We start from the raw sequence: 12,773 nt of genomic DNA, 5'->3' as shown, positions 1-12,773 counted from the left end.
ACGGCCGGAGTTCCGGCGCGAGTGCAACGTGCAGTTCAGTATAGGTTGGCCGCGCCGCGCTGGCCTTTAGCCTTCACGGCCATTTCAGGCCAGGCGCAAATGGTTGTCCCAGAGCCCTGCCGGCAGTTCCAGCGGGCGCACGGCGATCTGCTCGCCGCGGCAGTCGTACAGGCGGCAGCGGCCCTGGCCGGAGGTGACCACGAAACCGTCGGCCACCGCGCCCACGCCGGCGCAGTCCGGCAGCGGTGCATCGAGCAGCAGCTCGGTGCTGTCCAGGTTCCAGATGAAGAAGCGGTTGCCGCGCGGTGCGGTCAGCGCCAGCAGGCGCAGCTCGTCGTGGATCGCCAGGCTGGCGGTGTACTGGTTCATCGCCTGGCGCTGCGCCTCGCCCAGGGGGAAAGGCTGGAAGGGCTGGCCGGGACGCTTGATCGCCAGTAGCGGCGCCACATCCTGCGGGTCGCCCTCGTACTGTTGACCAGAGACGATGGTGCCGTCGGCGGCCACGGCCAGGTGGCGCACGCTGTTCATCCGCTCGGGCAACTGCTCCTTGCTGATCAGCGTGCCGTCGCGGTGCATCAGCACCAGGCTCGGCTCCATGGCGTCGAGGTTCATCATCACCCGGCTGTCGGCCTCGGTGCGGATGCCGCCGTTGGCCACCACCAGTTCCTCGCCGCCAGGCAGCCACAGCAGCTGGTGCGGGCCCAGGCCGTGGGTGCTGCGCTCGGCCACCCGTTCCAGGCGCTCGCCCTGCAGGCGGTAGACGCCGAGCACGCCACGGCCGGGCTGGCTGGTGTCGTTCTCGGTGCTGTAGAACCACTCGCCGTCTTGGTGGAACACGCCGTGGCCATAGAAGTGGCGCTCGACCGGCGAGGCCAGGGTCTGCAGCAGACGGCCGTCGCGGGTGTCGATCAGATAGCTCTCGCGGCTCGGCCGGCGGCCGACGAACACCGCCAGCGGCAGGCTGGGGTGCGGCACCACGTCATGGCAGCGTTCGCTCACCCGCGTGGCGAAGGCCTTGCTGCCGTCCAGGCGGTAGCCCACTGCGTAGTGGTGGCCGTCGCTGTCGTCACGGGCCGACAGCAGCAGCGGCTGCGGGCCATGGCTGATCAGCTTCCAGCCGCCCAATGCGCCAGTAGTCAGCGCGCCGGCGGCCAGGGCCAGGCCACCCAGGCCGAGAAAGGCTCTGCGCTTCATTCAGTCACCGTCGTGGGCGTTGAAGCCCAGCTGCACGCCGAGCGCCTTGGCCAGCTCGCCACCCTGCAGGCGGTGCAGCTTGTTGAGTTCGTCATAGAAGGCGTTCAGCTCGTTACGGCCGGCCTCGTCGGCGAGCAGCTCGCCGAGCGGGCGCTGCAGCGCGGCCAGCTGCTGGCGGGTGGTGGCGTACTGCTGGTCGATGTTGGCCGCCAGGGCTTGCTGGTCGTCGCCGAGCAGACTGCGCACGCCGTCCTTGTTGCCGCCCAGCCACAGGCGCTCGGCGCTGGCGACGCTGGCGGCGAGGCTGGCCAGGCTGGCGTTGCTGCGCCAGAACTCGGCCTGGTACGGCTGCGGTACACCCTTGCTCTGGCGGCCGAGGGCGGCGCCGAGCTTCTTCTTCAGGCCGTCGATGGCGTTGACCTGGGCGCGCAGCAGTTCGGCCACGGCCTCGGGTGCCTCTGCGTAGCGGGCGTTGGGGAATTCCTTGAGCTGAGCGACCATGCCGCCTTCGGCCTGCCACTGGCCGAGGACGTCGGCGGAGAGCTTCTGCTGATGCTCGCCGATAGCGGTCAGCAGCGGGCAGTAACGGGTCTTCTGCGCGGCATCGGAGAGATCGATGCCCGCGTCGAACAGCACGTATTCATAGGCGGTCAGGCCCTGTACCACCACGCTGGCCTTCTCCACGTCGGCCTGGGTCAGCTGCGGCTTGTTCTTCAGCAGGGCTTCGACCTGGCGCTGCACCAGGTTCTTCTTGTCCGGCCAGAACTGCACCTGCCAGGCGCGGTTGCCTTCGGCCAGCGGGCCGAGCAGCAGCGGCTGAAGGGCGGCCCAGCTGGCGACATCGGTAAGGAATGCCTGCTGCGCGGCGCCCAGCTCCTGTTTGCCTGCGCAGAATGCCTTGGCGCTCTCGGCCAGCTGCTGGTTGGACTGGTGCCAGGCGCTGTATGCGGGCAGCAGCACGCCGTCGACCAGGGTGGCGCTGGTGCGCTGTTGCGGGTCCTGCGGGCTGCAGGCGGCGAGACCCAGGGCGAGCAGGGCGATGACGAGGGGGGAACGGGGCATTCCGGGCTCCTTACAGGGAGTTGAGGAAGGCCAGCAGCGCACCGCGCTCGCTGGCATCGAAATCGATGACGGCCTGCCTGGCGTTCTGCGCCTCGCCGCCGTGCCAGAGGATGGCCTCCAGCAGGTTGCGCGCGCGGCCGTCGTGGAGGAACTGGGTGTGGCCATTGACGGCCTGGGTCAGGCCGATACCCCACAGCGGCGCGGTGCGCCACTGGCTGCCGCTGGCCTGAAACTCCGGGCGGCCATCGGCCAGGCCTTCGCCCATGTCGTGCAGCAGCATATCGGTATAGGGGCGAATGGTCTCGTTGGCCAGCTCCGGCTCCGCGGCGTCGGCGGCGGTGACGAAGCTCGGAGTGTGGCATCGCTGGCAACCGGCGTTGATGAACAGCTGCTTGCCGCGGCGCACTTCCAGTTCGTCCACGCCGCGGCGCGCCGGGACCGCCAGGTTGCGGGTGTAGAACAGTACGTTGGCGAGGATGTTGGCGCTGACCTCGGGCTCGCCGCCGTCGGGCATGGCGCGGCAGTCGGTCTGGGCGACGCTGCAGTCGTCATGCGGCAGCAGCTCGGTGGTCAGGCCCATGTCGCCGGCAAAGGCATGCACGTTCTGCTGGTTGAGGCTGGGCTGGCCGGCCTTCCAGCCGAAGCGGCCGAGTACCTGCTGGCCGCTGGCATCGTCATGGACGCGATTGGGAGCGCCGCGAATGCCATCGCCGTCGCGGTCGTCCGGGTCGGCATTGGCCAGGATCGCCGCCTCGGGAATCGCTTCCAGCAGGCCGAGGCCGATCATCGGCGGCGCCACGCGGGCGGAGAACAGGGTGTCCGGGTGCAGCGCGCCGTAGCCCAGCTTGCTGATGACCAGGCGCGGCTTGCGCAGCTCGACGACGGTGCCGTCGGCGAGCGTCACCGCTTGCAGGTCGTACTCGACCCGCACCTTGCCCTCGGGCGCCACCCCGGGGTTGCTCATGTCTTGCAGCTGGCCGCCGTATACCGGCTCGGGCACCACGCCCAGGCGCTGGCGCAGCTCGGTGTGGGTCGGCGAGTCGTCGCCCTTGATGGACAGGCGCACCAGCATGGAGGCGGCGCTGAGCGCATCGCGCTCCGGCGGATGGCCGCGACCGTCCTTGATATGGCAGTTCTGGCAGGCGTTGGTATTGAACAGCGGGCCGAGGCCATCGCGCGCCGTGGTGGTGGCCGGGGCGATCACCCAGGGATTGCGGAAGAAACTGTTGCCCACGGCGAAGTCCAGACGCCGCGATGGCGCGAGGTTGGCGGAGGGCAGGGAGAAGGCGTTCTGGTCGCTCTGGCGCACCGTGGTGGCACCTCCGGACAGCGCCTCGCCCGGCTCGGCGGGAGGCGGCGTGCGCTCACAGGCCGCCAGGGCAAAAGCCAGCGGCAGAAGGCAGAGGCGCAGCGGGGAGGGCATCGGCGAAAACCTGGACGGCCAATCAGGCGGGTAATCTTAGCAGGCTAAGGGAAGTCAAATAAGAGGAATTAGCGTTTATGCCGAAGCCGGATTGTCGCGGGCATAAACGTCGGGAGCGGTGTTGCGCGTCGCGGGCCGCCGGTGAGAAACGGCAGGCATAAAAAAACGGATGCGCCTTGTGGGCGCATCCGTCCTGGACAGCTCTGCGGGTATCAGAACTGGTGATCGGCGGTGTCCGGGTTCAGATCGCTGATGCCCAGAGCGGCCGAGGCCTTCTCGATGGCAGCGGTCTGCTTGACCAGGGCGGCGATGGCGTCACGAACGATCTGCTGGCCATCCTTGTTGTCGGCGGCGATCAGCTGGTCGAAGTGCACGTTGTTCTTCTCGGCGCTGTCGACCAGGGCCTGCAGCTTGGCTTCGCTGGCTTCCAGGTCGGCCTTCAGGGTGCTGTCGGCTTGGGCGTCAGCCTTGGCGACCAGCGAGGACAGGCTCGGGCCGGTCAGGGTGGTGCCGTCGACTTTCTTGTACTCGCCCAGGTAGACGTTGCGCACGCCTTTGCCGTTGTAGAAGTGCGAGTTGTGGGTGTTGTCGCTGAAGCAGTCGTGCTCGTCTTCGGTGGAGTTGGCTTCCAGGGCGACCTTCATGCGCTCGCCGGCCAGCTCGCCGAGGGACAGGCTGCCCATGCCGAACAGCATCTTGCGCAGGCCGCTCTCGGCCGGCTCGGCTTCCAGCTTGGCGCGGTAGTTGTCGGCGACGCCGGCTTTCCACTGGCCGACCATTTCGTCCAGGTCGGCAACCAGCAGGTCGGTGGCGGCCTTGAGGTAGGCACGACGACGCTCGTTGTGCTCACCGGTGGCGCCAGCGCCGACCACGAAGTCGCTCGCCGGACGAGCACCGGCGCCCGGGTTGGTGCCGTTCAGGTCTTGGCCCCAGAGGAGGAACTCGATGGCGTGGTAGCCGGTGGCGATGTTGGCTTCGGAACCGCCCAGCTCGTTCAGCTCGGCCAGCTTCGCACTGGTGATCTCGGTAACGTCGATCTTGTCTTCGCCGACCTGGATGGTGGTGTTGGCGATGATGTTGGCAGTGGCACCCGGGTTGCCCTGAGCGTGCTGGTAGTCCTTGGCCACGTAGTCGATCAGGCCTTCGTCCAGCGGCCAGGCGTTCAGCTGGCCTTCCCAGTCGTCGACCACGGCGTTGCCGAAGCGGAACACTTCGGTCTGCATGTAGGGTACGCGCGCGGCCAGCCAGGCTTGCTTGGCGGCTTTCAGGGTCTCTTCGCTGGGCTTGGCCAGCAGGGCGTCGATGGCGGCCTGCAGTTGCTTGCCGGTGCTGGCGGCGTCGCTGAACACGGCGGAGGCCAGTTCGGCGTAGTGACCGACCACGGCCTTGGCGGCGGCTTCGTCTACCTTGCCAGCAGCGGCAGTAGCGGTGGCGGCAGCCGGAGCGGCAGCTTGCGGAGCGGTGGCCTCTTTCTTGTCGTCGCCGCAGCCGGCGAGGGAAATGGCGAGGGCCAGCAGGCTGGCGGTTGCCAGGGGCATACGAGTCATGGCGGAGTCCTTTGCTTCTTAGTGTTGGAAGGCGGGAAAACCGCACAATAATGCGAAAGATTTTCATTAAATGCAAAGGGCGTTTCCGTTCGTCACCCTTGTAGACGTGAGTCATGGTGTCGCTAGAATGCCGGCAATTCACAAGGAGCGTTGTCCATGAGCCTCACTGCCGTTGCCGTACTCGTCCTGCTGTTTCTCCTCGCCGCCTGGGCGGTGGTTCTCTATAACGGCCTGGTGCGTCTCAAGCACGGCGTGAGCAAGGCCTGGTCGAACATCGACGTGCTGCTCAAGCAGCGCCACGATGAGTTGCCCAAGCTGGTGGAGACCTGCAAGCAGTACATGCAGCACGAGCGCACCACCCTGGAGCGGGTGATCGCCGCCCGCAGCGCCGTGGCCAGCGCTCGCGAGCAGCACGACGTGGGCGCCCTGGGCAAGGCCGAGAGCAGCCTGCGCGCCGGCCTCGGCCAGCTGTTCGCCCTGGCCGAGAACTACCCGGACCTGAAGGCCAACGACAGCTTCCAGCACCTGCAACAGCGCATCTCCGGCCTGGAGAACGCCATCGCCGATCGCCGCGAGCTGTACAACGAAGCGGTCAACCTGAACAACGTGCGCATCGAGCAGTTCCCCGACGTGATCCTGGCGCGCCTGTTCGCCTTCAAGGAAGCCGAGTTGCTTCAGTTCAGCGAGGAAGAAAAGGCCGACGTCGACCTCAAGTCGCTGTTCAACTGATGGATGTTCCTGGTCTGGCCATCAGCATGGCCTTCAGCGTCGGCGCGTGCGTCGGCGGCGGCTGGTGGTGCATCAAGCGCCTGTCCGAGGCGCGCTTCCTGCTCAACACGCCAACCTCGAAGATCCGCTCGGCGGCCCAGGGCTATGTCGAGCTCTACGGTGTGCTGCATGAACTCCCTGATGGCCAACTGCGAGCACCACTCACCGGCACTGCGTGCCTGTGGTGGCGCTTCAAGATCGAGGAGTATTCCGGCGACGGCAAGAACCGTCGCTGGCGAGTGATCGAGAGTGGTGTCAGCGAAGGCCTGGTGCGTCTGAAGGATGCCACCGGCGAATGCCTGATCAACCCCAAAGGCGCCGAAGTGCGGCCGAGCACGCGCCAGGTGTGGAGTGGCAGCGAGCGTCATCCGCGCGGTTTGAGCGAAGGCGGCGGGCTGCTCGGCATGCTGTTTTCCGCCGGCAGTCGCTATCGCTATACCGAGGAACGTCTGCATGCCGGGCAGCCGCTTTACGCCATTGGCGATTTCCGTACTCTGGGCGGCGCCGAGGCGTTCGACCTGACCCTGGCCCAGGGGGCAGTGGTGCGCGAGTGGAAGAGCGATTTCGCCGGCATGCTGCAGCGCTTCGACAGCAACGCCGATGGCCAGCTGGACCCAGCCGAGTGGGAGCGCATGCGCGAGTCGGCGCGGGTCGAGGCGCAGCGCCGCCAGGCGGGGCGCGGCGAGATGCCGGTACATCATCAGCTGCGCAAGCCGGGAGAGTCTTTCCCCTTCATCCTCTCCAATGGGGGCGAGGATGAGCTGGCGCGTGGCTTCTACTGGCAGGCGGCGGGTGGTGCGCTGCTCTGCGTGGCGGGTGCGCTGGCCACGACCTGGCTGGTAAGCAATGTGCTGTTGCCGGGACTGGCTGGGGCCTGAGTCTTACTTGCCCTGCTTGTGGATGCCCTTGGGTAGCTGCACGACGCGGCTCTCCGAGTAGATGTCGTGCCAGCTGCGCTTGTCCTTGTCCCACAGCACCCATAGAAAGCCCAGGCCCAGGCATAGCCAGGAGCCAATGGCGATGACGAAGCGCAGCAGCGCCTGCCACAGGCTTATGGCCGAGCCGTCGGCGTTCTGGATGCGCAGGCCCCAGGCCTGCATGCCGAGGGTCTGGCCGTTGTGGGTCCAGAACTTGGCGAAGAAGCCGAACAGACTGAGGAGTGCCAGGCTCGCCAGCATGGGGTCGTTATCCAGCGCGCCGGCCTGGGACAGCTGCATCAGGCGCTCGCTGCCGTAGATCAGGCGCAGCAGGCCCTGCTGGTAGAGCAGCCCCACCACCATGACCAGGGCCACGCACAGCAGGAAGTCGTAGAACATCGCGGCGAAGCGGCGGGGCAGGTCGGCGCCGGGGAATTCGCCCTGGGGGCGCAGCATGTGCTTGGGCATGGACAGCTCGGGAAGAAAAGACTGCGCGGGATTGTACGGGGTGTCGTCACCCGGGACAAAAACACCGGGCACAAAAAAGCCCCTGATGTCGCCATCAGGGGCTCTTCGCAGCAGCAGCGATTAGCCCAGAACCTGGACCTTGTCAGCTTGCATGCCTTTCTGGCCTTGCACGGCTTCGAAGGTGACCTTCTGGCCTTCTTTCAGGCTGCGGAAGCCCGAACCTTCGATAGCGCGGAAGTGCACGAACAGATCCGGACCGCTCTCAGGAGTGATGAAGCCGAAGCCCTTCTCGTCGTTGAACCACTTGACGGTGCCGGTTTGACGATTCGACATTGTCTTATTTCCTTGAAACTAGAGTTAGATGACAGCCTCGCGAGCTTGTGACGCGAGAGGGCTGGAACTGGTTGCAGAGAGTAAGAGAAGTCGAGCGGGATGTAGCGGATCTTAGGATCTACTGCACCAGGTCACGATTCAAGGCGACCCATGCAAACACAGTTGACCAACTCTACGCTAACTCAAATACGTTTGCCAACCCCCCTGGAATAGCTGATTCCAGAGGCCTTGCAGGCAATTGAGGAGGGAATATCGTGGTGCCCCGGGAGAGACTCGAACTCTCACTTCTTTCGAAAACGGATTTTGAATCCGCCGCGTCTACCGATTCCGCCACCGAGGCACGATGGGCGCGCAGTATAGGGAGGCGTCAGGGGGTGGTCAATCGCGCTGGCTTCGACGTCAATGCCCTGCCATCTGTGCTTACAAATTCCCTGAATGGTACTGATAAGTCCGCCAAATCAAGCTGTTAGGCTCTGAGGTAGGTTTCGTGGTGGCCGCAGCAGCGTGGCGCCGGGGAGGTTTTCACAGGAGGGGCGCCACGATGCATGCCATCAGTTTCATCCAGGATCTGGCCGTGATCATGCTGGTCGCAGGCGTGGTCACCGTGCTGTTCCATCGCCTGCGTCAGCCGGTGGTGCTGGGCTACATCCTTGCCGGCTTCATCATCGGCCCGCATACGCCGCCCTTCGGCCTGATCCACGACGAGGAGACGATCAAGATTCTCGCCGAGCTGGGCGTGATCTTCCTGATGTTCTTCTTGGGTCTCGAGTTCAGCCTGCGCAAACTATTCAACGTCGGCGCCACCGCCTTCATCGCGGCCCTGCTGGAAATCGGCCTGATGCTGTGGATCGGCTACGAGATCGGCAGCTTCTTCGGGTGGAGCAAGATGGACTCGCTGTTCCTCGGCGGCATCCTGGCCATCTCCTCGACCACCATCATCGTCAAGGCGCTGAGTGACCTGAAGCTGAAGAACGAGCGCTTCGCCCAGCTGATCTTCGGTGTGCTGATTGTTGAGGACATCCTTGGCATCGGCATCATCGCCCTGCTGTCCGGCATCGCCGTCAGCGGTTCGGTGGAGGCCGGTGAGGTGTTCGCCACGGTCGGCAAGCTGTCGCTGTTCATGGTCGTGGCGCTGGTCATCGGCATCCTGCTGGTGCCGCGCATCCTCGCTTACGTGGCCAAGTTCGAGAGCAACGAGATGTTGCTGGTCACCGTGCTGGGCCTGTGCTTCGGCTTCTGCCTGCTGGTGGTCAAGCTGGAATACAGCATGGTGCTGGGCGCGTTCCTGATCGGCGCGATCATGGCCGAGTCGCGTCAGCTGCCGCAGATCGAGCGGCTGATCGAGCCGGTGCGCGACATGTTCAGCGCGATCTTCTTCGTCGCCATCGGTTTGCTGATCGATCCGGCGATTCTCGTCGAGTATGCCTGGCCGATCCTGGTGATCACCGTCGCGGTGATCGTCGGCAAGATGGTGTCCTGCAGTCTCGGCGCCTTTATCGCCGGCAACGATGGGCGCACCTCGCTACGCGTCGGCATGGGCCTTTCGCAGATTGGCGAGTTCTCCTTCATCATCGCCGCGCTGGGCATGACCCTGCAGGTCACCAGTCACTTCCTTTATCCGGTGGCGGTGGCTGTCTCGGCCATCACCACCCTGACCACACCTTATCTGATCCGTGCCGCCGACCCCTTCTCCAACAAGCTGGCGGGGCTGGTGCCTGAGCGTGTCGCGCGGGTCTTCGGTCTGTACGGCGACTGGCTGGGCAGCATCCAGCCCCAGGGGCAGAACGTGATGCTGCTGGGCATGATCCGGCGCATCCTGGTGCAGGTGGCGATCAATATCGCGCTGGTGGTGGCAATCTTCCTCAGTGCCGGCTATTTCGCCGTGCCGCTGGCGGCCTACCTGGAGCCCTGGGTGGCCGCGCAGAACCTGCAGAAGTCGCTGGTGTGGGGTGGCGCGTTGCTGTTGTCCTTGCCGTTCCTGGTGGCGGCGTACCGCAAGCTGAAGGCGCTGGCGATGCTCCTGGCCGAGCTCGGCGTGCGCCCGGAGAAGGCTGGGCGCCACACTGTCCGTGTGCGTAAGGTGATAGCCGAAGTGATCCCGCTGCTGTCCCTCGCCCTGATCATGGTGCTGCTGATGGCGCTGTCCGCCAGCATCCTGCCTACCGGCGAGGCGCTGCTGATCATCGGCCTGGTGGCGGTGGCGGCGATCACCCTGCTGTGGCGCTGGCTGATTCGCCTGCACTCGCGGATGCAGATCGCCCTGCTGGAAACCCTGGAGCAGGACAAGCATGGCGGTGATCCGCATTGAGCGTGCCTTCAGTCGCCCGGTGCGTGGTCCGCGGGCCCGCTTTCCGGTAAGCTCTGCGCCCCCTGCGAGACTGACCTCATGCGTGTTGCCGACTTCCATTTCGACCTGCCCGATGCCTTGATCGCCCGTCATCCCCTGGCCGAGCGCCGTTCCAGCCGCCTGCTGGTGCTGGATGGCGAGAGCGGTGCGCTGGCCCATCGGCAGTTCGCCGATCTGCTCGAATACCTGCGCCCCGGCGACCTGATGGTGTTCAACGACACCCGGGTGATCCCGGCACGGCTGTTCGGCCAGAAGGCCTCCGGCGGCAAGCTGGAAATCCTGGTCGAACGGGTGCTGGACAGTCATCGCGTACTGGCCCACGTGCGTTCCAGCAAGTCGCCCAAGCCGGGTTCACTGATCCATATAGAAGGTGGCGGCGAGGCCGAGATGCTCGCCCGCCACGATGCACTGTTCGAGCTGCGCTTCAGCGAAGAGGTATTGCCGCTGCTGGATCGGGTCGGCCATATGCCGCTGCCGCCCTATATCGACCGTGCCGACGACGCCTCCGATCGCGAGCGTTACCAGACTGTCTATTCCGACCGCGCCAAGGCCGGCGCCGTGGCTGCGCCGACTGCCGGGCTGCACTTCGACGAGGAGTTGCTGGTGGCGATCCGCGAGAAAGGCATCGAGACCGCCTTCGTCACCCTGCATGTTGGTGCCGGCACCTTCCAGCCGGTGCGGGTCGAGCGCATCGAGGATCACCACATGCACCGCGAGTGGCTGCAGGTCGGCCAGGACGTGGTGGATGCCGTGGCTGCGTGTCGTGCACGCGGCGGGCGGGTGATCGCCGTCGGTACCACCAGCGTGCGCTCGCTGGAGAGTGCGGCTCGCGATGGTGAGTTGAAGGCCTTCAGCGGCGACACCGACATCTTTCTCTACCCGGGCAAGCGCTTCCATGTGGTCGATGCCCTGGTCACCAATTTCCACCTGCCGGAGTCGACCCTGCTGATGCTGGTCTCGGCCTTCGCCGGTTACCCGCAGACCATGGCCGCCTACGCGGCGGCCGTGAAGCAGCAGTACCGCTTCTTCAGCTACGGTGATGCCATGTTCATCACCCGCAATCCCGCCCCGCGCGGTCCCGAGGAGACCCCATGAGCCATATGTCCTTCGAGCTGCTAGCCACCGACGGCCGTGCCCGTCGGGGCCGCCTGACCTTCCCGCGCGGCGTGGTGGAAACCCCGGCCTTCATGCCGGTGGGCACCTACGGCACGGTCAAGGGCATGCTGCCGCGCGATGTCGGCGACATCGGCGCGCAGATCATCCTCGGCAACACTTTCCACCTGTGGCTGCGCCCGGGTACCGAGGTGATCAAGAAACACGGCGACCTGCACGATTTCATGCAGTGGCAGGGACCGATCCTCACCGATTCCGGCGGCTTCCAGGTGTTCAGCCTGGGCGCCATGCGCAAGATCAAGGAGGAGGGCGTTTACTTCTCGTCGCCGGTGGACGGCGCCAAGGTGTTCATGGGGCCGGAAGAGTCGATGCAGGTACAGCGCGACCTGGGCTCGGACATCGTGATGATCTTCGACGAGTGCACCCCGTACCCGGCCGACTTCGATGTGGCCAAGCGCTCCATGGAGCTGTCGCTGCGCTGGGCCAAGCGCTCGAAGAACGCTCACGAGGGCAACCCCTCGGCGCTGTTCGGCATCGTCCAGGGCGGCATGCACGAAGAGCTGCGCATGCGCTCGCTGGAGGGTCTGTGCGAGATCGGCTTCGACGGTCTGGCCATCGGTGGTCTTTCGGTGGGCGAGCCGAAGGAAGAGATGATTCGCGTGCTGGACTTCCTGCCGCCGCAGCTGCCGGCCGACAAGCCGCGCTACCTGATGGGCGTGGGCAAGCCGGAAGACCTGGTCGAGGGCGTGCGCCGCGGGGTGGACATGTTCGACTGCGTGATGCCAACCCGCAACGCGCGCAACGGCCACCTGTTCACCGAGACCGGCGTGGTCAAGATCCGCAACTCGGGACACAAGCACGACGAGTCGCCGCTGGATCCGAGCTGCGATTGCTACACCTGCAGCCACTTCTCCCGCGCCTATCTGCACCACCTGGATAAATGCGGCGAAATGCTGGGAAGCATGCTCAATACCATCCACAACTTGCGCCATTACCAGCGCCTGATGGCTGGTTTGCGCGAGGCAATTCAACAGGGTACATTGGCCGCCTTTGTCGACGCCTTTTACGCCCGGCGCGGCCTGCCGACGCCGCCGCTGGAGCCCTGATCGGTGATTCGCCGGCCTGCCGCTTGAAATTCGGCGCGGCGCACCCATCTACTCGCGATGGCAGCCGACGCCCGTGCAAAAGAAGCCCGGGTGCTCGCGAAAAATAGCCCGAAAACAATAGCTTCAAGACCTCGCAATAGGAGTTTTCCATGAGTTTTCTGATCCCCGCTGCTTATGCCGACACCGCAGCCCCGGCGGCAGGCGCCGCGCCCGGCGGTGACATGATGAGCATCCTGATGCTGGTCGGTTTCATGGTCATCTTCTATCTGATGATCTGGCGTCCCCAGGCCAAGCGCGCCAAGGAGCACAAGAATCTGCTCGGCGGCCTGCAGAAGGGCGACGAGGTAGTGACCAGCGGCGGCATCATCGGCAAGGTCAACAAGGTTACCGACGACTTCGTGGTGGTTGAGATCGCCGACAACGTCGAGCTGAAGTTCCAGAAGCAGGCCATCGCGGCGACCCTGCCGAAGGGCACTCTGAAGTCCATCTAACGAT

The 12,773-nt window shown here is 65.4% G+C and carries 12 protein-coding genes and 1 tRNA gene; 6 read left to right on the top strand and 7 right to left on the bottom strand.

Annotated features, from left to right (window positions below; all coding sequences use genetic code 11):
* Window positions 1-84 precede the first annotated feature (84 nt).
* The 4 genes from IB232_RS14910 to IB232_RS14895 form a co-directional block, all read right to left on the bottom strand.
* Entirely contained in the window at window positions 85-1,194 is a 1,110-nt protein-coding gene (locus tag IB232_RS14910) for a DUF1513 domain-containing protein (RefSeq protein ID WP_192399409.1), read from the bottom strand.
* On the bottom strand, window positions 1,195-2,256 hold the full coding sequence (locus IB232_RS14905; RefSeq protein WP_192399408.1) for an imelysin family protein: 1,062 nt from the start codon (window positions 2,254-2,256) through the stop codon (window positions 1,195-1,197). It abuts the gene before it with no gap.
* Between the two features lie 10 nt (window positions 2,257-2,266).
* On the bottom strand, window positions 2,267-3,679 hold the full coding sequence (locus tag IB232_RS14900; RefSeq protein ID WP_192399407.1) for a di-heme oxidoredictase family protein: 1,413 nt from the start codon (window positions 3,677-3,679) through the stop codon (window positions 2,267-2,269).
* A 212-nt stretch (window positions 3,680-3,891) separates the two neighbouring features.
* A complete protein-coding gene (locus tag IB232_RS14895; RefSeq protein WP_192399406.1) occupies window positions 3,892-5,226 on the bottom strand; it encodes an imelysin family protein in 1,335 nt (444 codons plus the stop codon).
* Window positions 5,227-5,382: 156 nt separating this feature from the next.
* Between IB232_RS14895 and IB232_RS14890 the strand changes: the two genes are divergently transcribed.
* Both IB232_RS14890 and IB232_RS14885 read left to right on the top strand, forming a co-directional pair.
* Window positions 5,383-5,955 (top strand): LemA family protein, encoded by a 573-nt coding sequence (locus tag IB232_RS14890; RefSeq protein ID WP_192399405.1) that lies wholly within the window; start codon window positions 5,383-5,385, stop codon window positions 5,953-5,955.
* Window positions 5,955-6,872: a GIDE domain-containing protein gene (locus tag IB232_RS14885; protein WP_192399404.1), complete on the top strand. Its 918-nt coding sequence runs from the start codon at window positions 5,955-5,957 to the stop codon at window positions 6,870-6,872. The genes IB232_RS14890 and IB232_RS14885 overlap by 1 nt, the downstream gene beginning before the upstream one ends.
* Before the next feature lie 3 nt (window positions 6,873-6,875).
* On the opposite strand, the gene IB232_RS14880 is transcribed toward IB232_RS14885, so the two are convergent.
* From IB232_RS14880 to IB232_RS14870, 3 genes are all read right to left on the bottom strand, one after another.
* A complete protein-coding gene (locus IB232_RS14880) occupies window positions 6,876-7,379 on the bottom strand; it encodes an RDD family protein (protein WP_192399403.1) in 504 nt (167 codons plus the stop codon).
* A 120-nt stretch (window positions 7,380-7,499) separates the two neighbouring features.
* Window positions 7,500-7,712, bottom strand: coding sequence for a cold-shock protein (locus IB232_RS14875; RefSeq protein WP_021700367.1), 213 nt, complete (start codon window positions 7,710-7,712; stop codon window positions 7,500-7,502).
* Window positions 7,713-7,967: 255 nt separating this feature from the next.
* Window positions 7,968-8,052, bottom strand: a tRNA-Leu gene (locus IB232_RS14870).
* 201 nt (window positions 8,053-8,253) lie between these two features.
* Here IB232_RS14870 and IB232_RS14865 point away from each other — a divergent pair.
* The 4 genes from IB232_RS14865 to yajC all read left to right on the top strand — a co-directional run bounded on the left by IB232_RS14865 (window position 8,254) and on the right by yajC (window position 12,769).
* Window positions 8,254-10,020, top strand: coding sequence for a cation:proton antiporter (locus IB232_RS14865; RefSeq protein WP_192399402.1), 1,767 nt, complete (start codon window positions 8,254-8,256; stop codon window positions 10,018-10,020).
* A 78-nt stretch (window positions 10,021-10,098) separates the two neighbouring features.
* Window positions 10,099-11,154, top strand: a complete 1,056-nt coding sequence (gene queA / locus IB232_RS14860; protein WP_192399401.1) for a tRNA preQ1(34) S-adenosylmethionine ribosyltransferase-isomerase QueA — start codon at window positions 10,099-10,101, stop codon at window positions 11,152-11,154.
* Between the two features lie 5 nt (window positions 11,155-11,159).
* Window positions 11,160-12,278 (top strand): tRNA guanosine(34) transglycosylase Tgt, encoded by a 1,119-nt coding sequence (tgt, locus tag IB232_RS14855; protein WP_192399711.1) that lies wholly within the window; start codon window positions 11,160-11,162, stop codon window positions 12,276-12,278.
* A 149-nt stretch (window positions 12,279-12,427) separates the two neighbouring features.
* Complete coding sequence (gene yajC, locus IB232_RS14850) at window positions 12,428-12,769, top strand: preprotein translocase subunit YajC (RefSeq protein WP_192399400.1); 342 nt, start codon at window positions 12,428-12,430, stop codon at window positions 12,767-12,769.
* The last annotated feature ends 4 nt before the right edge of the window (window positions 12,770-12,773 follow it).

The sequence above is a fragment of the Pseudomonas sp. PDM15 genome (genome assembly GCF_014851565.1).
In the GTDB taxonomy this organism is placed as follows: Bacteria; Pseudomonadota; Gammaproteobacteria; order Pseudomonadales; family Pseudomonadaceae; genus Aquipseudomonas.
This window is presented reverse-complemented; position numbering and strand designations above follow the sequence as displayed.

Excerpts from the sequence above, each read along its gene's own strand:
- IB232_RS14910 (WP_192399409.1), bottom strand. The coding sequence starts at position 1,194 with ATGAAGCGCAGAGCCTTTCTCGGCCTGGGTGGCCTGGCCCTGGCCGCC.
- IB232_RS14905 (WP_192399408.1), bottom strand. The coding sequence starts at position 2,256 with ATGCCCCGTTCCCCCCTCGTCATCGCCCTGCTCGCCCTGGGTCTCGCC.
- IB232_RS14900 (WP_192399407.1), bottom strand. The coding sequence starts at position 3,679 with ATGCCCTCCCCGCTGCGCCTCTGCCTTCTGCCGCTGGCTTTTGCCCTG.
- IB232_RS14895 (WP_192399406.1), bottom strand. The coding sequence starts at position 5,226 with ATGACTCGTATGCCCCTGGCAACCGCCAGCCTGCTGGCCCTCGCCATT.
- IB232_RS14890 (WP_192399405.1), top strand. The coding sequence starts at position 5,383 with ATGAGCCTCACTGCCGTTGCCGTACTCGTCCTGCTGTTTCTCCTCGCC.
- IB232_RS14885 (WP_192399404.1), top strand. The coding sequence starts at position 5,955 with ATGGATGTTCCTGGTCTGGCCATCAGCATGGCCTTCAGCGTCGGCGCG.
- IB232_RS14880 (WP_192399403.1), bottom strand. The coding sequence starts at position 7,379 with ATGCCCAAGCACATGCTGCGCCCCCAGGGCGAATTCCCCGGCGCCGAC.
- IB232_RS14875 (WP_021700367.1), bottom strand. The coding sequence starts at position 7,712 with ATGTCGAATCGTCAAACCGGCACCGTCAAGTGGTTCAACGACGAGAAG.
- IB232_RS14865 (WP_192399402.1), top strand. The coding sequence starts at position 8,254 with ATGCATGCCATCAGTTTCATCCAGGATCTGGCCGTGATCATGCTGGTC.
- queA (WP_192399401.1), top strand. The coding sequence starts at position 10,099 with ATGCGTGTTGCCGACTTCCATTTCGACCTGCCCGATGCCTTGATCGCC.
- tgt (WP_192399711.1), top strand. The coding sequence starts at position 11,160 with ATGTCCTTCGAGCTGCTAGCCACCGACGGCCGTGCCCGTCGGGGCCGC.
- yajC (WP_192399400.1), top strand. The coding sequence starts at position 12,428 with ATGAGTTTTCTGATCCCCGCTGCTTATGCCGACACCGCAGCCCCGGCG.